The following is a 20384-nucleotide window of genomic DNA, read 5'->3' on the forward strand; positions in this document are numbered from 1 at the left end:
TCACCACTCTTTTCCCAGCCGTGGCGGATCCGTTCCTTGATGCAGATCAAGAACGACCGTGCAGAAGCGAAAAGGCCACGCCCCAGAGTAAGGGCGTGGCCGGAGGACAGCGGCGGAGAAACCGCTGGGACGTCCTCCACAGGAGCTGAAACTATCGGCTCGTCTGCTTGTGGTCTTTGAGGCAGATCAAACTCACCATCGAATTGCCGATTTTTGCAGGGTCGTCCTGCTCCGAAGACGCAGGCATCTGTTGGGCGCGGGCTGAGACACGCGATCGGATAACAGCACGCGGCGCGCCGTAGAGAGGGAGGATCGGATTGCGGTCGTGGGCTGTCATGTCTCTTCTCCTTACGTGCCGCCGCCGAGCGCATGAACGAAAATAGTAAGCTCGTTTACCGTTGTGTCCCCCAGGCGCGCTGCCCAGGCAGGCATTACGCCATGTTTGGGAGAGGCAACCTGACGAAGGATGGCGTCTTCACCCCGCGACTTCAGCCAGATTGCGTCGGCGAGATCCGGCGCACCCATTTCCACCTTTCCTTTGGCGTCCTCGCCGTGACATGGGGCGCAATTGTCGAAGAAAACCTGTTTTCCGGCCGCCGCCAGACCGACATCCGAGGGCGTATTGGTCAGCCCCCAGACAAAGGCGGCGACCTGCTTCATCTGGATGGGCTCCAGAACACCGGCAAAGGGCGGCATTTCGGAGGAATGGCTATCCGTATCGCCGTCGAAGCGGATGCCATGAGAGATCGTGGCCTGGATGGCATTCAGATCCCCGCCCCACAGCCAGTCGTCGTCGTTGAGATTCGGAAACCCCGGACCGCCGCTCGCTCCCGATCCATGGCAGGGCGCGCAGTTCACCTTGAAAGCGGATGCGCCGCCAGCGATCGCGAATTTACGAAGAGCAGGATCCGCGTCGATCTCCTCCACTGTCTTGGCAGCGATCAGGTCATGGAACTCCGTCTGCGATGACTTAGCGAGATTGAGGTCCTGCTGCAGCTCGGCGCGCGTTGAATAACCGAGATAGCCGTTAGTGGCGGAAGTGATCATCGGGATGGCCGGGTAAGCGATGGCGTAGCCGATCGCCCAGAGGATCGTCACGTAGAAGGTCCAGATCCACCAGCGCGGCATGGGATTGTTGAGCTCTTGGATGCCGTCCCATTCATGACCCGTCGTTTCGACGCCGCTCAGTTCATCGATATGCTTTTGCGACATCTCAATCGTCCTTCAAGGGAATATCGGCGGCATCTTTGGCCGTCTGCTTGCTACCTGGGCGAAGGGTGAGCATGACCGCGCCGACGAAGAATGCGGCCATTGCCAGGAGGCCCCAGCTGTCGGAGAAGTGTCTCATTGCAGTGTAAGTTTCCATGGATCACCTCACCGGTAGCCGGTCGCGTCGTCATAGGTCGAGAAATTAACCAGCGTTCCGAGCATCTGCAGGTAGGACACCAGCGCGTCCATCTCGGTCAGCCGGGTTGGATCGCCGTCGAGATCGCCGACATTCGCATTTGGGTAGCGCTTGAGTAGAGCCGCCGTGTCCGCGTTCGGATCGGCCTGGGCTCTCATGTCGGCCTCGGCATTCGCCAGCATGTCGTCGCTGTAAGGCACGCCCACGTCCTCATTGGCCTTGAGGTCCTCTCCGATACTCCTGACCGTCACCTCCTTCTCTTCGAGGAAGGCGTAGCTCGGCATGATTGATTCCGGCACCACGGCCCGCGGATTTGCGAGATGCTGGACGTGCCATTCGTTCGAGTAACGCCCCCCGACGCGGGCCAGATCGGGCCCTGTCCGCTTGGATCCCCATTGGAACGGGTGGTCGTACATCGATTCCGCGGCGAGCGAATAATGGCCGTAACGTTCGACCTCATCACGGAACGGCCGGATCATCTGGCTGTGGCAGAGATAGCAGCCTTCACGGATGTAGATGTTCCGTCCGGCGAGCTCTAGCGGCGTGTAGGGCCGCATGCCTTCCACTTTTTCGATCGTGTTCTGCAGGTAGAACAGCGGTGCGATTTCAACGATGCCGCCAATGCTGACGACCAGCAGCGAGCCGACCAGAAGAAGCGTCGCGTTCTTCTCGAGGGTCTTATGTTTATCAAGTAACGATGCCATGTCTCACCTCACTCGGCAGGCTGTGCCTGGGGCACCAAACTGGTCGGGATTGGCGCTTCGTCGCGCAGGTGGCCGCGGATCGTCATGAACACGTTCCAGGCCATGACGAGGCCACCCGCTAGGTAGAGTGCTCCGCCGACGGCACGCAGCACGTAATAGGGGATCATCGCCGCGACCGTTTCAGCGAAGGAATAGACGAGGAAGCCCTGGGAATTGTATTCTCGCCACATCAGCCCCTGCTGGATGCCCGCGACCCAGAGCACCGCGGCGTAGATCACGATCCCGAGCGTCGCGAGCCAGAAGTGCCAGTTGACCATCCGCAGGCTGTAGAGGCGCTCGCGCCCCCACAGTTTCGGCGTCAGGTAGTATATCGCCCCGAAGGTGATCATACCCACCCAGCCAAGTGCTCCGGAATGCACGTGACCGATCGTCCATTCGGTATAGTGGCTGAGCGAATTGACCGCCTTTATCGACATCATCGGGCCTTCGAAGGTCGACATCCCATAAAATGCGATGGCGACGATCATCATCCGGATGATCGGGTCGGTGCGAATTTTGTCCCAGGCGCCCGAAAGGGTCATCAAACCGTTGATCATGCCGCCCCAGGAGGGCATCCAGAGCATGACGGAGAAGACCATTCCGAGCGTCTGCGCCCAGTCAGGCAGCGCCGTGTAATGCAGATGATGCGGGCCGGCCCAGATATACATGAAGATCAGGGCCCAGAAGTGGATGATCGACAGCCGGTAGGAATAAACCGGCCGGTTGGCTTGCTTCGGCACAAAATAGTACATCATCCCCAGGAAGCCGGCGGTGAGGAAGAAGCCGACGGCGTTGTGGCCGTACCACCATTGGGTGAGTGCATCCTGGACGCCGGAGAAGAGAGAATAGCTCTTGGAGCCGAGGAACGACGCCGGAACAGCGAGGTTGTTGACCACATGCAGCATCGCAATGGTGACTATGAAGCTGAGATAGAACCAGTTTGCCACGTAGATATGCGGCTCTTTGCGCTTCAGGATCGTTCCGAGATAGACGGCCAGATAGGCGACCCAGACGATGGTAAGCCACAGGTCGACGTACCATTCGGGCTCGGCATATTCGCGCGACTGATTGATGCCGATCACGTAGCCGGTCGCAGCCATCACGATGAACAGCTGGTAGCCCCAGAAGACGAACCAGGCGAGTGTTCCTCCGAAGAGACGCGCGCGACAGGTGCGTTGCACCACATAGAAGGATGTCATGATCAGCGCGTTGCCGCCGAAGGCGAAGATCACCGCCGATGTGTGAACCGGCCGCAATCTTCCGAAATTCCAATAGGGCGCGATGTTGAGGTCGGGAAAGGCGAGCTGCAGCGCGATGATCACGCCGACGAGGAAGCCGACGACGCCCCAGAACACCGTAGCGATCAGGCCGTAGCGGATTACCTCGTCGCAATAGCCCGTAAGCTCTGTTTTGCGCTGTTGGCCCGTCGGCGAAAACTCTGCGTTTCTGACAAGCAGCAGCGTTCCCGCAACCAGGCAGAGGCAAAGTATACCCATATGGACTGCAAACAGATGATCGTGCGCGAATGCGGCCGCGAGCAGCGCCAGAAACGCTGCGACCGCGATCACCATCGTTTCTGTCGTGTAATTCATGATGTCGTCTCCAGTGCGCAGACGACCGCCTCGCGGCCGGCTTTCTCGGATTTCGAGGCAGGACTGTCACGAAGACGGGAACGGCTCCTTGATCTACATCAACAAGCGGACTGGAAGCGGTGGACGAACCGACGTTGTTACACTCTGTTGCAAACTTCCCCCTTTGGCACCGCCCGCTTACTCCCGTGTGACGCAGCTGCTTTCTACCGCACCCACTGCCACAAGGGGCGATGAAGATGCTGTGCAGAACAACCACGCGTTCGACAATGGCGCGAAGGGGCGCGAAGCCATACATGCCGGCCAATCCCTCTCTTCGCTGTTCGTAGGCTCGGCGGCCAGGCCGTAGCAGCCGGTAAGGCGATTTGGTGGGAGGGTGATAAGCAACCATCTTGTCCAGGTGGAAGAAGGTGTCGTGCGCCTGCTTCGTATCATCGGCGAAAGATCGTCGGGTGATAATCGCTCTTCAATTCGCCGGCGATCTCAACGGCGCGTCGCTGCAAAACGATTTCCTATTTACGGCTGAGGCCGTCACGAAATGCAAGATCCGCCGGATATCGCACATGAGTTTCCACGGGGAAGTCGCTCGGTCTAATGCGCTCGCTCGACCTAGCTCTCGTTGCTCTGGCAGGAGGCGGCCGCTTCGCATGAACAGATGGTGCTGTTGCCGAAGAAGAACGCCGAGGAGCGCCCCTGCAGCTTCATCGTGAAGCTTGCATTCCGGCGCAACCCGCGTCCGCCAAGGTCCGTTGCGCGTTTCCATGAATCGTCAAGACATTGCGGATCATCTCGGCCTGACCAGCGAGACCCTGGCCCACACCGTTACGAAACTTGCGTCGCGCAACATCGTTATTCCCGAGGGCAGGCACGACCTGCGGAACGTCAATCTTGCCCGCTGGTACGGTTATCGGGCGACACTGATGATTTTTCCGAGGATTTCTGTCAGAGGGTAAACCTCAACACACGCGACAAGCCGCGGGATCGACATTCATGCCCTCCGCGAACTTCTCGACGCGATATGAGCTCAGTCACGGCAATCCTAAGCTGTTCAGCAGCGCCGACGTTCGCCGAGCGTGCTTGTCCTTCGGTGATTCCTACATCGCTTGCAGGCTGCCATGTCCCTCGCAAGGGCGCTGGGCAAGCAGGCAAAAATTGGGACCTTCTGCCTTTTTTCCCCGAATTTGACGGGCGTCAAAGAGCCCAATTCCGGCATCTGCTAAGACACATTCATGAGGCTGATTGGGTCTCGCAGAAAAGGAGCTTGCAAATGCGGTTAAAATTCGGTCTGATCGCTGCAGCGGCAGCCTTGATTGTTTCGGCAGCGCCGTTGATGGCGGCCGACCACCAGGTTCGGATGCTCAACAAAGGCACGGAAGGCGCGATGGTGTTCGAGCCTGGCTTCCTGAAGATCGCCCCCGGCGACACCGTCACCTTCATCCCCACCGACAAGGGCCACAACGTCGAAACCTTCAAAGGCCTCATTCCGGATGGCGTTGCCGACTTCAAGTCAAAGCCGAATGAGCTATATCGCGCGAAATTCGATGTTCCAGGCGTCTATGTCCTGAAATGCACCCCACATTCCGGCATGGGCATGGTTGCCCTGATCCAGGTGGGTGACAGTCCGCCCAATCTCGAAGCGATCAAGACTGCAAAGGTGCCGAACATGGTGCGCAAGCGGCTCGATGCCGACCTCACAAACATCACCCAGTGAGACACAGCAGGTGCGGATGACCGCGCAGCCCATGACGATGGCTTTCGTGGCAGCTGTTTGCCTCGCCAGGAGCAGCTGATGCTCAGTGAGCATCGAGCAGAGCCAGGCGCTGTCAGGCAAGACGTCCAAGGCAGTGGTCGGACACGGTTGTCGGCAAAGCCGATGCCGAAACCTGGTGGGACCGTCGAGAAAGTGAATGTGGCCTGTGAAAAGAGCTATGATCTGCACGGCAGACCTGTGAAGGAACGCGTGGGCAAGATCACTAGCCCGGCGGCAATCTCGCTGACGACGAATATAACGAGGTCGTTTTTTTGCGCGGCAGTTGCGAAGGAGATGCCAGCCAAAACCCGGGGTCTCGTTCTGGTTACCCAAGAATTGCACGGAAGGCGCCGTCGAACGTTTGATCGAAATCCCCGCGGCAGGCAAGTCCTACAACTAGGAGACCCCTGCCTCGTCCTTCGACGTGCTCGAACAACCGCGTTCGTGAGAGGGCGAGAGCCGTCGATCATGTGGCGCTCGGTAGCTCACCTCGCGAAAAGGCTCCTTCAGGCGCCTGCGCGGCCGCCATAATCGCGATGGGCACAACTCTGCGGACCGGCGCTTGCCCACGCCACCTTAAAGGTTCGACGTCAGTCGCCAACGATACCCTGGGCCGGGGCCTGCCGAGATCGAGCTGTATTTGAATGAGCCGAAAAGCTCGACGATAACGACCTCGACGTCCAGGCGGTGATACGGGCGCCCATCTACTTGTGACAGGGCGGCCCGATGACCGTATTTGTGAGTGCGCCCGCCCTGCTTCACACGAACTTGCGACGTCGATCCTCCTCGACGTGCCGTTGTCGACGGGACTCCTGGGAAGATAACTGCAGGGTCCTCGATCGAGAAACGGGAACTCGATGTCTTCTCGCGCGGCCTTTGATGCGTTTCGTGTCGCCGGAACCGATGCACACTTCCGGCGACAAGTACTAGGCTGCCTTGCTGTGCGTGTGCCCGTGCGAGCTAAAATAGGCGTCGAATGCCGCCGCGACTGCACGGACCATGAAGCGCGCCTCCTCGCATACGACAATCCGCTCACCGCTGATCGTCACGACGCCGTCGGCCATGAGCTCGCCGAGACGGTCGTTGCGCTCGACAAGGAAGCCGGTGTCGAAACCCGATCCGCTGCTCAACTGGCCGAGATCGGCTTCGAAATCGCACATCAGCCTCTCGATGACCCTCGCCCGAAGCTTGTCCTCCTCGCTGAGAAGATATCCCTTGGCGGTCGGCAGCACCCCGAAGGCAATTCGCTCGGCATAGAGGCCGAGAGGCACGTGGTTCTGCATATAGCCGGCCGGCAGCCGCCCGATCGCAGATGCGCCGAGGCCGATCAGGCTATCGCAATCATCCGTGGTATAGCCCTGGAAGTTTCTCCTCAGCGTTCTGTTGCGCGCGGCGAGCGCCAACTGATCGTTCGGCAGTGCAAAATGATCGAGCCCAATGCGCAGATATCCGGCCTTCTGGAGCTCCTCGGCGATCACTTCCGCCTGCTCGTTCCGCTGTTTTGCGTCCGGCAGCGATGCTTCGTCGATCAGGCGCTGATTTTTCTTAAAAGCGGGTATGTGAGCGTAACCGAAAACGGCGAAACGTTCGGGACGCAGTTCTGCAGCCAGCCGGACCGTCTCGATGCAAGATTGGACAGTCTGTTTCGGAAGGCCATAAATTAGGTCGAAGTTGATGCTGCTGACGCCTGCTGAGCGCAACCCGGCGACCGCCCTTTCCGTCTGCTCAAAGGATTGCAGCCGCTTGATACCGGCCTGCACGATCGGATCGAAGCTCTGGACGCCGAGGCTTGCGCGGTCGACGCCGTTTTCGGCGAGCGCATCGATCATGGGGGCGACCAATGTGCGAGGGTCGATCTCGACTGCGACGCCGGCTTTCGCTTCAAACGTGAAGGCACTCCTGAGCTTTGCCATTAGAGCCGAAAATTCCTGCGGCTTCATGACCGACGGCGTGCCGCCGCCGAAATGCACGTACTTGACGGGCACGTCGTTTCCGGCCGCAAAAGAGACGAGCTCGATCTCTTCCTTCATCACGTCGAGATAGTCGGCGACCGGAGCGTCTTGCCGGGTGATGGTCGTGTGGCAGCCGCAGTACCAGCATATCGAACGGCAGAACGGGACGTGGAGATAAACCGAAACCGGGCCAGCCGCGGCGATATGGGCGAGATTGCCGGCATATTCATCCGGCCCCACGGCTGCAGAAAAAGCCGCCGCCGTCGGGTAACTCGTATAACGCGGAACCCGCGCATCGCCGTATTTGGCGATCAGATCATCAGACATTTTCGCATCCCTTTTCAAAACAGGATGCTTTATGACCTCCGGCCGCGCCGGCTTCCTTGTCCCAAATCAATGATGACGTCTCAGGCCAGAATCAGCCGGATCTTTGTCCGCTGTGAAAGTCAGCACTTTCGAACCCGCCTAACATCTCGTTCTGACATGGGTCGAGCCGCGGTCCCGGCTGTTCGAAGAGACGTGCCACAAGGAAATGAGCAAGAATGACTGATACGCAAAACGGGTGAAACAAATTGGTGTCCGCGTGCTGTCGCCGGTCGAGCCATCCCACGGTTTCGGCTCGCTCCATGCGCTGGCCCCCGGCGATAGTTTGTTGATCGCCAGTGGAACTGGTGCCGGCCTAACGGCGGGAATCTCGAGCGAAGCCTACCGAAACGCGGAAGTCGTGGTCGTTTTCCAATTCCACAGGCCCTCGCCGCGGCCGCCGACGTGATCGTCAAGGTGCGCCTCGATCAATGAGGTCGCCCTGCTGTCGCCTGAAAAGACGCTAATCGCTTTCTTCTATCCCGCAGCCAACAATGAGTTGCTCAAGCGGGCTCTGCATTCGGGCGCGAATATAAGCGCCATAGACATGGTCCCGCGCATCAGCCGTGCACAGAAGATGAATGGGAAAGATCGGGGTTACCGGGCGGTCATCGAAGCGAGTGCGAACTTCAGGTGTTTCTTCACCGGGCAGATCACCGCGCGGTATTTCTAGGGTCTCCTCAGTTTTACGTCGCCTTGAGGTCCGTCAGCACCTTGTCAAAAGCATCCTTGACCGGCTTTGAGATTTCCTCCACCGCCCTGCTTGAGAGCACCCGGACTTCCTTGGCGTGCTGCAAACTTGTCTCAACGCGCTTGCGGAAAAAGGTCGACTGCTGTTCGAGGATCTGCGACGGCGAATTCGCGCCCAGCAAAGCTTGCAAATGTGAGAAGCTGGCCTCGGCGTCGGCCTGCAGTGCAGCGATCGTCTTCCACCACAATTCGTTGCCGAATAGACTTGTCGTTTCGAGGATCGGAGGCAGCATTTTCTGTGTCGCTTCAGCGCCGGACGCAAATTTCAAAAAAGCCTCTGTCACCTTCTTGTTCCCCTTTTCAACAGATGCGCCGAACTGATCTGGCACCTTGAGCGACGATGACCCCGGGTTTTCGATCGTTTCAAAGGATCTTTCGGAAATCTTGGTCATTGCATTTTCCTTCTCTTTGAGTTGGTTGCAAGCTGTGACATCGGGATTGACCCTTCCGCCGGCGGATGCATGGCCGCTTGGTAGAACGCGGATCCGATGACGAACGGTCAGGTGGCCTCCGTTCCGTTCGTTTCATGAACCGGCATCATGCAGACTGCTTTCTGCCGCTTGTAACCAGGGATCAGCAAACACCATGCCAACTGCTCCGACGCGCCAAGAAGATGATTTTCTTTTATCAATGGGCGGGTTGAGGGCAGGTTGATGTGTATTTGACGGAGAGACCGGCGAACAAAACGTTCCAATCACGACAAACCTGACAAAAGTGGCGGATGCCCGACATTTGCGAGAAATGTCGACGGTTGCGCTGGGGACAAGGGAATTAGCATGTAATTCAACCGCGCTCAGGATCGTCCTGTGTCGGATCGTATTGAGCCTGCGGGGTGGAAAGTGGCGTTGCGGTCCTCGCCGCAAGTGCCTCCGTCAGCTGCGCACTGGTGCTTACCTTGACGGTCAGCTTGCGCGAGACATTGCGTGCAATTGCAGTGCCTTCTTTGCACCGGCCGCCATTGATTAGAACCGCCGCATCCGCGGATCAGGCATGGGACACGAACGGCACGATCTGTGGCGATCCAATCGCGGGGCATCTGCCTTGGCAACCGGATAAGTTCATCGCCGAGGGCGACGAGACAGCGATCGCCACTTCGCGCTTTTAAAAAAGTCCTATTGAAAGAAGCGACGAACTAGCCACCATCGCAGCGCCAACTTTGTGGATGGAATGCCACACGAAGTAACTACGTTCGTTCGTTTGCGCAGACGACGAGCAGCAGGAGACAACAAACGATCTGAAGGTAACAGCGTTGACTTGTTCGCGAGATCACGCAGTAACCTTGTCTGCCGCGACATGGGTCTGACAGTTCTTCGGGCAGACGCGCGCGCAGGCGCCGCAACCAATGCAGCGGCCGGCCTCATCGACAACCATGATCATACGATTGAGCTCGCCATCGAAGTCTTCCTCCTCGTCGTCGCAGATGCCGAGGATTTCACCCGCTTCACCGACGCCATAGAGGTGCATGACTTCGCGAGAGCAGGCTTTGAAGCATCGGCCACAGCCGATGCAGGTTGTAGCATCGATGCAGGTCAGGTACTCCGGCACCCAGCTGGAGCCGTCGCGCGTGACGAAAGGGCCAGTCATCGTGAATTCTCCAATGCAGCGAGCTCTTCCTTCGCAGCGTTCAACTCGGCGAAGGCGTCGAACGTCTCTCCTGCAATGGTCTTGATTCTAGCCCAATTAATCGGAAGGTCCTCGGCAAGATCGTGCAACTCCATCTTCGCAGCGGCGGCGCGGGACTGCAGCTTGCGGACCTTCTTCAGCTGCTCCACAATGTCTGACATGATCTCTTTCCTCGAAAATTGATTTCATGATGCCCGCGCCACGTCGGGATAGGTTTCGATAACTTCAATAGCGTCATCGACCATTTTCGTGCCGGTCTCGGCGAGCTTGCCTAGCGTCTCAAAGCCGAACCGGTGGACATCGCGCAGGGTCTTCGACAGAACGACCAACCGTCCAGTCGTCAAAAGCAAGCGGCCGAAGCCCTCATGGCCGATCGTCATGATCGGCGATGCCAACAGGCCTGTGCACTCTTCGATCACAAGCCCCACGCAACTGTAAAAGTTCTGTAGCCTCCACAGCACATCAGGATCCGGATCGCCTATGATCGGGATCTTACGGCGCTGCTCCTTGGTGAGGATGAAGTCGGCCAGCAGGTCAGCGTCCGATTTGCCTTCCCACGCCCCATGGGCATCCTGAGCGCGGATGAGCCTTATCAGGCATCTGAGAAAAGGGGTGGCGAGATCCCCATCTTCGTTGACAGCAGGGCCATTCGTACTTCCTGTCAATGTACCCATTTCTTAGTCCTCCTCATCGAAAGGCTTCTTTTCAATGGCGCCTGCTTCGGTCAGCGCCTTGCGTAACCAGGGTGGCGGAGTAGTCCTGAGCATCGCCCGAGTTCGCGACAAAACATCTTCGATCAGTTGAGGATCGGATACTTTAATTGGGTGGATTTTGGCCGAAACAACTCGGGCTGCCGATGGCCCACCGATCGCCAGACAGAACAATAAGTGACAACCTTCCAACGCCTTCACCTTCGGGTTAATACGATCGACGTCCTCGTTCCGATGCTTTCCGCTCTGGTCGGAAACGTCTTCGAAGTCCAGGACTTCCACCAGTTTCCAGTCGTCGGGACTCACATCATAGACGACGAAACGTTTTGCCGATCCGAAATGGGCGTCGAGAGATTTCATATCTTGAGTGGCGATTGCGACGCGCAACGCGCCAGCCTTCCGTTTTGGAGCTGACGAGTGAACCCCGTCAGGGACGAGGGAAAGGCGACGAGCGGCGATCATCTAGGCAGTTCTCCTTTGCGGGAGGGATCAAGCGATCCAGGACACGGCGCGCGCTGATTGGCCTGGAAGATGTTGGAAACATCGAAGATCAGGTCGCGCGTTCCCTGATAGAGACTTGTGAGCTTATGCTGGCTGCCGAGTCGGTCGTATATCGGGAAGCCCACCCGCATGAGCGGAATCCCAAGGCGCTCCGCCGCTTGTCGTCCATGCGAATGCGTGACGAGAAGATCAGCGCCGACGGCAAGTTCTTCGAGATCGCCAAGATCACCGACCTGGAGCGATTCGGCCGGCATTTCCGCGAGTATTTTTGAGGTGCCGGTCGTGGTGACCGCTGCCGCGATTTCGGCGCCCATGCCGGTGAAGAAGGTAGCGAATTGGTAGAGCTGGTCCGGCTCCACAGCAATTGCGATTTTCTTGCCTCCGAAATGGAAATGTCCGTCGAGCAGGGCGTCCTGCAGCTGTGCTCGGCGACGGCGGATGTTTGCTGGCACCGGCGCACCAGAAATCTCAGAAAGAAACGAGACGAACCGGTCGGCTCGTTTCAATCCTGTCAGCGACTGGAACAATGCGTAAGGGACTCCCGTCCGGGTCCGCAGTAGCTCTGCGGGGCGGCGCATATGCTCGCCGATCGCGATACATTGCGCCGCCGTGCCAAGCTCTTGTATCTCGTCGACGGGAGTACCGCCATAGGTGGTCGGAACCCAACGATCGCCGGGCACCGTGCCGTCGAGAGAGCCGGAAATGTCCGGCAGGATCACCGGCTTCAGACCGAAGCTTTCGACCGTTTCGCGCAGAAGCTCGATGTCAGCGACTGTCAGGTGCCATCCTGGTAGGATCGCAATCTTCTTTTGGTGGCGGCTCTGCTCGCCTGGAGTGGTGATGCGCTCGACCATAGAGATGACGGCCTTCGCCCATCCCTCTTCGATCGCTCCCTCGAAATCCGGGGTATTCGCCAGCACAACCTCCGTACCCGCGAGCTCATCGGCACGATCCCGCTTGATGTTGGCGAGATCGCCTGCGAAATCTTCGCCGCGGGTTTCCACCAGGGCTGTCGTGCAAATTCCGATCAGCTTGGGTTTTGCGCGCCTCTTGAGATTTAGGATCGCCTCTTCCAGATTGCCTGCGCCGCCAAGAATGGTCGCCACTGCGTCCAATGCCGTTGTCTGCAAGGGAATGGCTTCCTTAAAGTGTCGGACTAAAAGTACCAGCGCCAAGCTGGTGCAGCCCTGGCTGCCGTGGAACAGCGGCACGGCACGCTCGACGCCAAGAAAGGCGAGCGCGGCGCCGAGCGGCTGCGACGATTTCAGCGGATTGACCGCAGCTGATTTGGTCTGGGGAAAGACTTGAACCATCGGCTTTCCTCAACGCTTGCCGAAGCTGCCGGCGACCGCGCCGACAAAGTTTTGCAAGACGTACCCAGTCTCGTTCTCGCTCTTGGTATTCGTCAGTTCTTCTTCCACCGCATGCTGGCATTCCCACGGTGCCGGCTCCCGCACCTCCATCCAGATCGGATTGTGAATAGCAAGATCGATCTGGCGAACGAGCTCCACCATGCCGTCATAGCCGGCATAGGGGTGGTGGCGTTCCTGGTTGATATCGAGCCAAGGTGTCTTGGCCTTCAGCGCGATGAATTGCGTGCGCCCGCCAGACAACATGATGTCGGCTTTACCGTCGGCGAGCATGTTATAAAGCTCGCGCGGCGCCATCGACTCGAACAGGTGTTTTTCGTCTTTCAGGAGTTGCTTGATACGTTCCTTGTCTTCAGGCGTGGATTTCTTGACCGAGGTGCCCACGATCTCGATGCCCACCTCCATCAGCGCATGGACAACCGACCAGGACTTGACGCCGCCGGTGTTGAGCAACACGCGCTTGCCTTCAAGCCTTGGTCGATATGCTGCGAGTTTCATCCAGGCAATCGCCTCCTCCTCCGCGATCAATGCCTCGGTGCGCTCGAGGATTTCGGGATCCGCCCCCTGCATCACGAGCAGCTTGGCGATCTGTCTGAGTGCTTCCGAGGTGTCGGTAATTCCGTAAAAGGAGCCTTCGAAGAACGGGATATCCCAGAGCTCCTCCATTTTGCGGGCGAGGTTGATGAGTGCTGTCGAGCACACCAACATGGACGCCTTGGCGCGATGCGCAGAAGCAATGTCAAGATATCGGGCGTCTCCTGGAATGCAGGCCCTTACTCTGATCCCCAGCCGGTCAAGAAGCGGCTTTACCAGCCAAAACTCGCCGGATAGGTTGAACTCACCAATGATATTGATGTCGTAGGCGGTCACGTCGTTCGGCTCTACGCTGCCGATCACATGATCGAGCAACGCTTCACCGGCGAGCTTATTGCCAAGGTTCTTGGAGCCGGCAAAGCCCGGTGCGTTGACCGGCACCACCGGAAGGCCGAATTTTTCCGCGGCCCGCTTGCAGACGGCCTCGATGTCGTCGCCGATCAATGCTGTCACACAGGTCGAATAGACGAAAATCGCCGGTGGAGCATAGGCCTCCTTGATCTCGCGGATTGCTTTAAAAAGTTTCCGCTCGCCGTGCCCCATCACCACTTCGGTTTCAGTGAGGTCGGTCGTGAAGCTCGTGCGCCAGAGCGTTGGACCTGAGGAAGCCGATCCGCGGTTGTCCCAGGAATTGCCCTCACAGCCGAGAGGCCCATGGATCAGGTGCGCGACGTCGGTGATCGGCTGCAGCACGATCTTGGCGCCATCGAAAGCGCATCCGCCGGCTGCCGCCCCGGGGATCAGCGGCTTCGAACAGCCGTTTTTGCGCGCCTTGGAATCCTTGCTGCGGTTCTTCTCGCAGGCAGGCTCGTCAAAGACATCCTGGACTTTAGCATTGAGCAAGGGCATTGCGGTCTCCAAGTTCAGATGAAGGCGGCCGGCCTCACAAGGCCGACCGCCGCCGCTCCTAGCGGGTCAGGTCGTAAGAATAGTCCGTCACACCCGGCTCGCTCGTCTCGCGATCGAGCTTGTCGAAGATCTTGTCGAGGATCGTCGTCAGGACGCGCAGGCCGCCCTGGTAGCCCATGAGCGGGAAACGGTGGTGATGGTGCCGGTCGAATATCGGAAAGGTCAGCCGGATCAATGGGGTGCCGGTGTCGCGCTCGAGATACTTGCCATAGGAATTGCCGATCATAAGATCAACCGGCTCGGTAAAGAGCAGCGAGCGCAACGCCCACAGGTCCTTGCCCGCCCAGACCTGGGCATCCTTGCCGAAGGGCGAGGATGCGAGCAACGCCTTCATCTCGGCTTCCCAGGCCGACGTGCCGTTGGTAGCAAGGCAGTGGGTCGGCTCACCGCCGGTTTCCAAGACGAACCGGGCAACGGCGTAGACGAAGTCAGGATCGCCGTAGATCGCGTATTTCTTCCCGTGCAGCCAGGCTTGGCTATCTGCCATAGCGTCGACGAGACGGCCGCGTTCCAGGCCGATTGCCGGAGGAATTTCCTTGCCGGTAATCTCCGAGACCTTCATCAGGAATTCGTCGGTCGCCTGAACACCCAGCGGATAATGGAACGAAGCCGTAACCTGACCGACCTCCTTGCAATATTCCAGCGTTTTGCGCGTGTTATAGTGCTGCAGCGACAGGGTCGCTTCGGCATTCAACGCCGTTTTCAAGTCCTCGATCTTCGTGCCGCCGTCATACATGCGGTACGTACCGTCAGACGGCGTGTCGAACTGGTCGGAGGCATCCTGGATGAAGATGTAGGATACGCCCATCATGTCGAGCAGGCGCTTCAGTTCGCGGTTGTTGCCGACGCAGAAGCCGTCGAAGCCGGGAATGATGTTGATGGCTTGAGCAACCTCCTTCCGCTCGTTGCCTTTCCAGAAGTTCTCCAGAATGCCCTTGATCATGCCGTCATAGCCATCGACGTGGCTGCCGACGAAGGCAGGCGTGTGGGCGAAAGGAACATCGAAGTCGTGCGGGACCGACCCTTCGTTCTTTGCGTTTTCGATGAAGCCGTGGAGGTCGTCTCCAATGACTTCGGCCATGCAGGTGGTCGAGACGGCGATCATCTTCGGATCGTAGAGCTTGTATGTATTGGCGAGCCCGTCGACCATGTTCTTCAACCCGCCGAACACTGCCGCGTCCTCCGTCATCGAGGACGAGACCGCCGATGAAGGCTCCTTGAAGTGACGCGACAGATGCGAACGGTAATAAGCGACGCAGCCCTGGCTGCCATGGACGAAGGACATCGTTTGCTCAAAGCCTGCGGCTGCGAAGACGGCACCGAGCGGCTGGCAGGCTTTGGCCGGGTTCACGACCAGGGCTTCGCGGCCCAGGTTCTTTTCGCGATACTCCCAGGTCTTCGTGAAGTCGTTTTGATCGGCAACGACCTGATCCGGGTGGGGGCATTCGAAATTGGCTTTCTTCTCGGCGAGCATCTGCCTGTATTCCGGCTCGCGGAACAGGGGAGCATGGTCGAGAACTTTTTCCGCCGACTGCGGCATAGTAAGCACCTTTCTTTTCATCGCGCCGCACCGGTGGCGGCAATGGGATGTCATCTGTCACGAGTGCGGATCAAGTCCGATGGGAAGAGCCTGGCCTGCCCCTTCCCAAGACAGGCCAGGCTCTCATTCGGCCGCAACCGCCTCAGCTGGCGCGGCCTCTTTTTTCCAGGGGACGTCGTAGAGATCCCACACCGGATTATTGATGGCCAGATCCATGTCGCGGGCGAATATGGCGAAGCCGTCATAGCCGTGATACGGGCCGGAATAATCCCAGGAGTGCATCTGGCGGAAGGGGATGCCCATCTTCTGCACCGGATACTTCTCTTTAATGCCGGACCCAACAAGGTCGGGGCGGATGCCTTCGATGAACTTTTCCAGCTCGTAACCGGTCACGTCGTCATAGATCAGCGTACCCTTGTTCACATAATGGCCGGTGCGCTGATAGTCGTCGTTGTGGGCGAACTCGTAGCCGGTGCCGACGATCCGCATGCCGAGGTCCTCATAGGCCGTGATGACGTGGCGAGGACGCAGGCCGCCGACATAGAGCATCACCGTCTTGCCTTCGAGGCGCGGCCGGTACTTGTCGACGACAGCATCGACCAGGGGCCGGTACTTGGTGATGACAGCCTCGGTCTTGTCGACGATTTCCGGACCGAAGTGCTTGGCTATTTCGCGCAGGGAGGTTTCGATCTGGGACGGACCAAAGAAATTGTATTCCATCCACGGGATGCCGTATTTTTCCTCCATGTGCCGACAGATGTAGTTCATCGAGCGGTAGCAGTGGATGAGGTTCAGCTTGGCCTTTGGCGCGCGCTCGACCTCAGCGAGCGTGGCATCACCCGACCAGTTGCCGACCACGCGCAGCCCCACCTCCTCCAATAGAATGCGCGTAGCCCACGCGTCGCCACCGATATTGTAGTCGCCGACGACGTTGACATCGTAAGGGCCGGTCTCAAACTCGACTTCGTTCTTGTCGAAAACCCAGTCACGGATGGCGTCGTTGGCGATGTGGTGGCCGAGCGATTGCGAGACGCCGCGGAAGCCCTCGCAGCGTACCGGCACGATCGTCTTTTCGTGCTCCTTGGCCTTCTTGCGCGACACCGCCTCAATGTCGTCGCCAATCAGCCCGATCGGGCATTCCGACTGCACGCTGATGCCGTTGTTGAGGGGGAAAAGCTCCTCGATCTCGTCGATGACCTGTTCAAGCTTCTTGTCGCCGCCGAACACGATGTCCTTTTCCTGGAAGTCTGAGGTGAACTGCAGCGTCACGAACGTGTCGATGCCCGTCAGGCCGACGTAGTAGTTGCGGCGTTGCGACCAGGAATAATGACCGCAACCGACCGGCCCGTGCGAGATGTGGACCATGTCCTTGACCGGCCCCCATACCACGCCTTTGGAACCGGCATAGGCGCAGCCGCGGATCGTCATCACGCCCGGAATGGACTTGATGTTCGATTTGACGTCGCATTCGGAAAGGGCCTTCGGCTCATCGCCAGGCTCGTCGCCGCTCGTTGCGACGCTGAGGTGCTTCTTGCGGCGCTTCGCCGCCTTGTCTGGATATTGCGCTAATACTTCCGCAATGAGCTGTTCATGCAAAACGCTGTCATTCTCGTAATCAAGGCTCATGGGCCCCTGCCCCCTTTCAAGGTTCGGGTTAGGTCGTCGTCGCCGAAGCGGCTTTCTTGGAAGGACGCGCTGGCGCAAGGGCCAGCGCGTCCTGTCGACAGCGGCAGTTATTGAGCCGCAACCACCGCTGACTCCTTGGCCTGTAGTTCGGCCAGCATCTGCTCGTCGCTCTTCATGATGCCGAAGTCGAGCAGCATGTCTTCGAGCTCTTCCATGGTAATCGGGGTCGGAATGGTCCCTTGGCCCGAATTGGCATGGATCTTCTCGGCTAGCGCCCGATATTCCCCGGCCTGCTTGGAGTCCGGCGCGTACTGGATCACCGTCATCTTCCTGAGCTCGGCGTGCTGGACGATGTTGTCACGCGGCACAAAGTGGATGAGCTTGGAATTGAGCCTGGCAGCCAGCGCCTCGGAGAGGTCGAGCTCGCGGTCCGTCTGGCGCTCGTTACAGATCAGGCCGCCGAGCCGCACGCCGCCGGAATGGGCATATTTCAGGATGCCCTTGGCGATGTTGTTGGCGGCATAGAGCGCCATCATCTCGCCGGACATCACGATGTAGATCTCCTGGGCCTTGTTCTCACGGATCGGCATCGCAAAGCCACCGCACACCACATCGCCGAGCACGTCATAGGAGACGTAGTCGACATCGTCATATGCACCGTTCTCTTCAAGGAAATTGATCGAGGTGATGACGCCGCGCCCGGCGCAGCCGACGCCCGGTTCCGGACCGCCGGACTCCACGCACTTGATGCCTTTGTAGCCGGCCTTGAGCACGTCCTCGAGCTCAAGGTCTTCCACCGAACCTTCCTGCGCTGCCAGATGCAGAACCGTGTCCTGTGCTTTGGCGTTCAGGATCAGCCGGGTGGAGTCGGCTTTCGGGTCGCATCCGACGATCAGGATCTTCTGCCCGAGGTCGACAAGCGCTGCGAGCGTATTTTGGGAGGTGGTGGACTTGCCGATCCCCCCTTTGCCGTAAAATGCGATTTGACGCAAATCTGACATATCGCCTTCCTTCTTTCGTTCCATCCATCGCTGAGTAAAAGGCAGGCAGCTCGCGCCGCCTCGCATGGCAATCTTCAAAACCCGTGCCATGTGGGCCGATCGAGCCAAAGGAAAGATCCTTTTGTTGGGTTTCAGAAAGTTACTCCGAACCACCACAGGAAACTGCCAAACAAACCTAATGTCGCCGATCAGACAAAGCCGACAGACGGTGTCGTGATGGCATCACTTGCACCGCTAGAGCAAATCCTGCTCAATCTGGGTCATATCCAGCGGCCTTAAGGTAGTTTGCGCATTCTGCCGCAGTGAAGCGAGGTATCAAGGCCCCGACCGCATCCCATAGAGCATCGATCTTTCGCTCGGCTCGGCCTCGCAACATGGCTTTCAGCTTCGAGAATGCGTTCTCGATTGGATTGAAGTCCGGACTATAGGGCGGCAGGAACATGAGCTTGGCGCCGGCACGTTCGATGGCATCGCGGACACCGGCTATCTTGTGTGCAGGCAGGTTATCCATAATGACGACGTCGCCGATCTCCAGGGGCGGCACCAGCACCTGTTCGACATACGCAAGGAAGACGTTGCCGTTCATCGCGCCATCGTAGACGAATGGGGCGGTCATTCCGCTGAGGCGCAACGCACCGGTGAAAGTCGTTGTTTTCCAATGGCCGTGCGGCACGCCGGCACGGCAAACGCTCACCTCGCAATGCACGTCCGCGCAGACGTGACATCTTGGTCGAGAGGCCGGTTTCGTCGATGAAGATCAGTTTCTCCGGATCGAGGTCCAATTGACCATCGAACCAGGCGCGCCGGCGCTTCAGGACGTCCGGTCGGTCCTGCTCCAGTGCGTGTGCGGTCTTTTTTTAAAGGTCCACCCACGGCCTCGAAGCCAGGCGCCAAGTGCGCTGCGGCTGATCTTCACCTGCCGCTCGACGGACAAGCGCTCAACCATCTCATCGAGCGTCACATCCCTACGCTCGTTGATCAACGCGACAACGAATTCCTCGTGTGCATCCACTGCCGAAGGTCGTCTCCAGCTCTGTGGCAGAGCAGTTAACTCACCCTCTTTCGCTCTTCAATCCAGCGGATCGCCGTCGAAATCCCAACTCCGAAACGAGCCGCAGCCTGTCGAGCCGACATGCCCGCCGCAGACGCTTTCAAAACCCGTATTAGGAGATCATCGCTCAGGGCCTGTCCCATCATCCACCTCTCCGCTGTGGATGTTGAATCAGCTTCGGTCGCTCTCGTCACCTCACAATCGATTCATCAATCGCAGGACATGTCTAGGTCGACCGCGCGCCAGCGCGACCGCGACCATCAGCAGGACAAAGAGCTTTGAAAACAGGAGACAATCGCACATCCCTGTAGCCAAGAGAGAAATGGCGTATCGCACGGGAGACGCTGCGAGCGCCCAGTGATAGAGCTTCGCCTTGTGGCTGAACAAGCCAACTTCGATCGCGCAGGCCCGCCGCGCCCGACAGCTGGCCAAAAACAGCGCCAGGAGCTACGACTGGGGCCACGCACGTGAGTATGTCGAGGGCATGTCGCGCATGCTGCAGCAGGACAAACCGGATGGCCACGTCTTGGCGACCGGCGAGACGACGAGTGTCGGCCAATTTCTCGAGCGGGCTTTTGCCGACTTGAACATTACTTTGGAATGGAAGGCGTCCGGCGTCGACTGGCTACGACTCCGCGTCCGGTGCCTGCCTTGTTGAAGTCGATCCTCGATACCTCCGCCCGACGGAAGTTGATCTTCTGCCGGTGATCCGACCAAGGCCCGCCAGAAGCTGGGCTGGCAACACAAGGCCCCGGTTCAGGAGCTCGTCGCCGAGATGGTGCGCGAGGATGTCAAGCACTGGAAGGCCCTGAACAGCCGGGAAGAGCTCTGAGTGTACGACTTGTCCAACAAGAAGATCTGGGTTGTCGGCCATCGCAGTATGGTCGGCAGTGCGCTTGTGCGCAGG

18 protein-coding genes and 3 pseudogenes are annotated in these 20384 nt (G+C 58.7%); 4 read left to right on the forward strand and 17 right to left on the reverse strand.

The features are described from left to right. Positions 1-151 precede the first annotated feature (151 nt). Genes Tal182_RS26310 through ccoN form a run of 5 tightly spaced genes read right to left on the reverse strand, consistent with a single transcriptional unit; the run spans position 152 to position 3740 of the window. Entirely contained in the window at positions 152-337 is a 186-nt protein-coding gene (locus tag Tal182_RS26310; RefSeq protein ID WP_004674416.1) for a hypothetical protein, read from the reverse strand. A gap of 11 nt (positions 338-348) precedes the next feature. After that, entirely contained in the window at positions 349-1212 is an 864-nt protein-coding gene (gene ccoP, locus Tal182_RS26315; RefSeq protein ID WP_004674413.1) for a cytochrome-c oxidase, cbb3-type subunit III, read from the reverse strand. A gap of 1 nt (position 1213) precedes the next feature. Next, the gene (locus tag Tal182_RS26320; RefSeq protein WP_004674411.1) at positions 1214-1366 is read right to left on the reverse strand and encodes a cbb3-type cytochrome c oxidase subunit 3; all 153 of its coding nucleotides are present in this window, start codon (positions 1364-1366) and stop codon (positions 1214-1216) included. A gap of 8 nt (positions 1367-1374) precedes the next feature. Next, positions 1375-2109 (reverse strand): cytochrome-c oxidase, cbb3-type subunit II, encoded by a 735-nt coding sequence (gene ccoO / locus Tal182_RS26325; protein ID WP_004674404.1) that lies wholly within the window; start codon positions 2107-2109, stop codon positions 1375-1377. 8 nt (positions 2110-2117) lie between these two features. Then, positions 2118-3740, reverse strand: coding sequence for a cytochrome-c oxidase, cbb3-type subunit I (gene ccoN, locus Tal182_RS26330; protein WP_004674403.1), 1623 nt, complete (start codon positions 3738-3740; stop codon positions 2118-2120). A gap of 241 nt (positions 3741-3981) precedes the next feature. On the opposite strand from ccoN, the pseudogene Tal182_RS32455 reads away from it, so the two are divergent. Beyond that, positions 3982-4698, forward strand: a pseudogene (locus Tal182_RS32455) (cyclic nucleotide-binding domain-containing protein); the annotation flags it as partial. Positions 4699-5004: 306 nt separating this feature from the next. Beyond that, positions 5005-5448: a pseudoazurin gene (locus Tal182_RS26340; RefSeq protein WP_004674399.1), complete on the forward strand. Its 444-nt coding sequence runs from the start codon at positions 5005-5007 to the stop codon at positions 5446-5448. A 965-nt stretch (positions 5449-6413) separates the two neighbouring features. Here Tal182_RS26340 and hemN read toward each other — a convergent pair. Continuing rightward, positions 6414-7766 (reverse strand): oxygen-independent coproporphyrinogen III oxidase, encoded by a 1353-nt coding sequence (hemN, locus tag Tal182_RS26355; RefSeq protein WP_064820035.1) that lies wholly within the window; start codon positions 7764-7766, stop codon positions 6414-6416. A 478-nt stretch (positions 7767-8244) separates the two neighbouring features. Between hemN and Tal182_RS26370 the strand changes: the two genes are divergently transcribed. Then, positions 8245-8475, forward strand: coding sequence for an NAD(P) transhydrogenase subunit alpha (locus tag Tal182_RS26370; RefSeq protein ID WP_225880318.1), 231 nt, complete (start codon positions 8245-8247; stop codon positions 8473-8475). A 13-nt stretch (positions 8476-8488) separates the two neighbouring features. On the opposite strand, the gene Tal182_RS26375 is transcribed toward Tal182_RS26370, so the two are convergent. From Tal182_RS26375 to Tal182_RS26435, 11 genes and pseudogenes are all read right to left on the reverse strand, one after another. Further along, a complete protein-coding gene (locus tag Tal182_RS26375; protein WP_010024976.1) occupies positions 8489-8944 on the reverse strand; it encodes a phasin in 456 nt (151 codons plus the stop codon). Between the two features lie 874 nt (positions 8945-9818). Then, positions 9819-10136, reverse strand: coding sequence for a ferredoxin III, nif-specific (gene fdxB, locus Tal182_RS26390; protein ID WP_004677870.1), 318 nt, complete (start codon positions 10134-10136; stop codon positions 9819-9821). Further along, a complete protein-coding gene (locus tag Tal182_RS26395) occupies positions 10133-10336 on the reverse strand; it encodes a CCE_0567 family metalloprotein (RefSeq protein WP_009991124.1) in 204 nt (67 codons plus the stop codon). The genes fdxB and Tal182_RS26395 overlap by 4 nt, the downstream gene beginning before the upstream one ends. Positions 10337-10360: 24 nt before the next feature. Beyond that, on the reverse strand, positions 10361-10849 hold the full coding sequence (locus tag Tal182_RS26400; protein ID WP_085861394.1) for a NifX-associated nitrogen fixation protein: 489 nt from the start codon (positions 10847-10849) through the stop codon (positions 10361-10363). A gap of 3 nt (positions 10850-10852) precedes the next feature. Next, the gene (gene nifX, locus Tal182_RS26405; protein WP_085861407.1) at positions 10853-11347 is read right to left on the reverse strand and encodes a nitrogen fixation protein NifX; all 495 of its coding nucleotides are present in this window, start codon (positions 11345-11347) and stop codon (positions 10853-10855) included. Continuing rightward, complete coding sequence (gene nifN, locus Tal182_RS26410) at positions 11344-12699, reverse strand: nitrogenase iron-molybdenum cofactor biosynthesis protein NifN (protein WP_012489543.1); 1356 nt, start codon at positions 12697-12699, stop codon at positions 11344-11346. Before nifN ends, nifX begins: the two co-directional genes overlap by 4 nt. A 9-nt stretch (positions 12700-12708) precedes the next feature. Next, the gene (gene nifE, locus Tal182_RS26415) at positions 12709-14199 is read right to left on the reverse strand and encodes a nitrogenase iron-molybdenum cofactor biosynthesis protein NifE (RefSeq protein ID WP_012489544.1); all 1491 of its coding nucleotides are present in this window, start codon (positions 14197-14199) and stop codon (positions 12709-12711) included. A gap of 58 nt (positions 14200-14257) precedes the next feature. Next, on the reverse strand, positions 14258-15799 hold the full coding sequence (gene nifK, locus Tal182_RS26420) for a nitrogenase molybdenum-iron protein subunit beta (protein ID WP_004677342.1): 1542 nt from the start codon (positions 15797-15799) through the stop codon (positions 14258-14260). A gap of 123 nt (positions 15800-15922) precedes the next feature. Beyond that, on the reverse strand, positions 15923-17425 hold the full coding sequence (gene nifD, locus Tal182_RS26425) for a nitrogenase molybdenum-iron protein alpha chain (RefSeq protein WP_010023084.1): 1503 nt from the start codon (positions 17423-17425) through the stop codon (positions 15923-15925). 107 nt (positions 17426-17532) lie between these two features. Continuing rightward, a complete protein-coding gene (nifH, locus tag Tal182_RS26430) occupies positions 17533-18426 on the reverse strand; it encodes a nitrogenase iron protein (protein ID WP_004675840.1) in 894 nt (297 codons plus the stop codon). A 250-nt stretch (positions 18427-18676) separates the two neighbouring features. Continuing rightward, positions 18677-19620 (reverse strand): annotated as a pseudogene (locus Tal182_RS26435) (IS630 family transposase). 230 nt (positions 19621-19850) lie between these two features. Between Tal182_RS26435 and Tal182_RS32460 the strand changes: the two are divergent. Further along, a pseudogene (locus Tal182_RS32460) lies at positions 19851-20309 on the forward strand (GDP-mannose 4,6-dehydratase). The last annotated feature ends 75 nt before the right edge of the window (positions 20310-20384 follow it).

This window comes from Rhizobium sp. TAL182 (assembly GCF_002117725.1).
Lineage (GTDB): Bacteria > Pseudomonadota > Alphaproteobacteria > Rhizobiales > Rhizobiaceae > Rhizobium > Rhizobium esperanzae.

What these genes read in the sequence shown, in the direction of transcription:
- ccoP (WP_004674413.1), bottom strand. Translation starts at nt 1,212, where the DNA reads ATGTCGCAAAAGCATATCGATGAACTGAGCGGCGTCGAAACGACGGGT.
- ccoN (WP_004674403.1), bottom strand. Translation starts at nt 3,740, where the DNA reads ATGAATTACACGACAGAAACGATGGTGATCGCGGTCGCAGCGTTTCTG.
- Tal182_RS26340 (WP_004674399.1), top strand. Translation starts at nt 5,005, where the DNA reads ATGCGGTTAAAATTCGGTCTGATCGCTGCAGCGGCAGCCTTGATTGTT.
- Tal182_RS26310 (WP_004674416.1), bottom strand. Translation starts at nt 337, where the DNA reads ATGACAGCCCACGACCGCAATCCGATCCTCCCTCTCTACGGCGCGCCG.
- nifN (WP_012489543.1), bottom strand. Translation starts at nt 12,699, where the DNA reads ATGGTTCAAGTCTTTCCCCAGACCAAATCAGCTGCGGTCAATCCGCTG.
- hemN (WP_064820035.1), bottom strand. Translation starts at nt 7,766, where the DNA reads ATGTCTGATGATCTGATCGCCAAATACGGCGATGCGCGGGTTCCGCGT.
- Tal182_RS26320 (WP_004674411.1), bottom strand. Translation starts at nt 1,366, where the DNA reads ATGGAAACTTACACTGCAATGAGACACTTCTCCGACAGCTGGGGCCTC.
- fdxB (WP_004677870.1), bottom strand. Translation starts at nt 10,136, where the DNA reads ATGACTGGCCCTTTCGTCACGCGCGACGGCTCCAGCTGGGTGCCGGAG.
- Tal182_RS26400 (WP_085861394.1), bottom strand. Translation starts at nt 10,849, where the DNA reads ATGGGTACATTGACAGGAAGTACGAATGGCCCTGCTGTCAACGAAGAT.
- nifX (WP_085861407.1), bottom strand. Translation starts at nt 11,347, where the DNA reads ATGATCGCCGCTCGTCGCCTTTCCCTCGTCCCTGACGGGGTTCACTCG.
- Tal182_RS26395 (WP_009991124.1), bottom strand. Translation starts at nt 10,336, where the DNA reads ATGTCAGACATTGTGGAGCAGCTGAAGAAGGTCCGCAAGCTGCAGTCC.
- Tal182_RS26375 (WP_010024976.1), bottom strand. Translation starts at nt 8,944, where the DNA reads ATGACCAAGATTTCCGAAAGATCCTTTGAAACGATCGAAAACCCGGGG.
- nifH (WP_004675840.1), bottom strand. Translation starts at nt 18,426, where the DNA reads ATGTCAGATTTGCGTCAAATCGCATTTTACGGCAAAGGGGGGATCGGC.
- ccoO (WP_004674404.1), bottom strand. Translation starts at nt 2,109, where the DNA reads ATGGCATCGTTACTTGATAAACATAAGACCCTCGAGAAGAACGCGACG.
- nifK (WP_004677342.1), bottom strand. Translation starts at nt 15,799, where the DNA reads ATGCCGCAGTCGGCGGAAAAAGTTCTCGACCATGCTCCCCTGTTCCGC.
- nifE (WP_012489544.1), bottom strand. Translation starts at nt 14,199, where the DNA reads ATGCCCTTGCTCAATGCTAAAGTCCAGGATGTCTTTGACGAGCCTGCC.
- nifD (WP_010023084.1), bottom strand. Translation starts at nt 17,425, where the DNA reads ATGAGCCTTGATTACGAGAATGACAGCGTTTTGCATGAACAGCTCATT.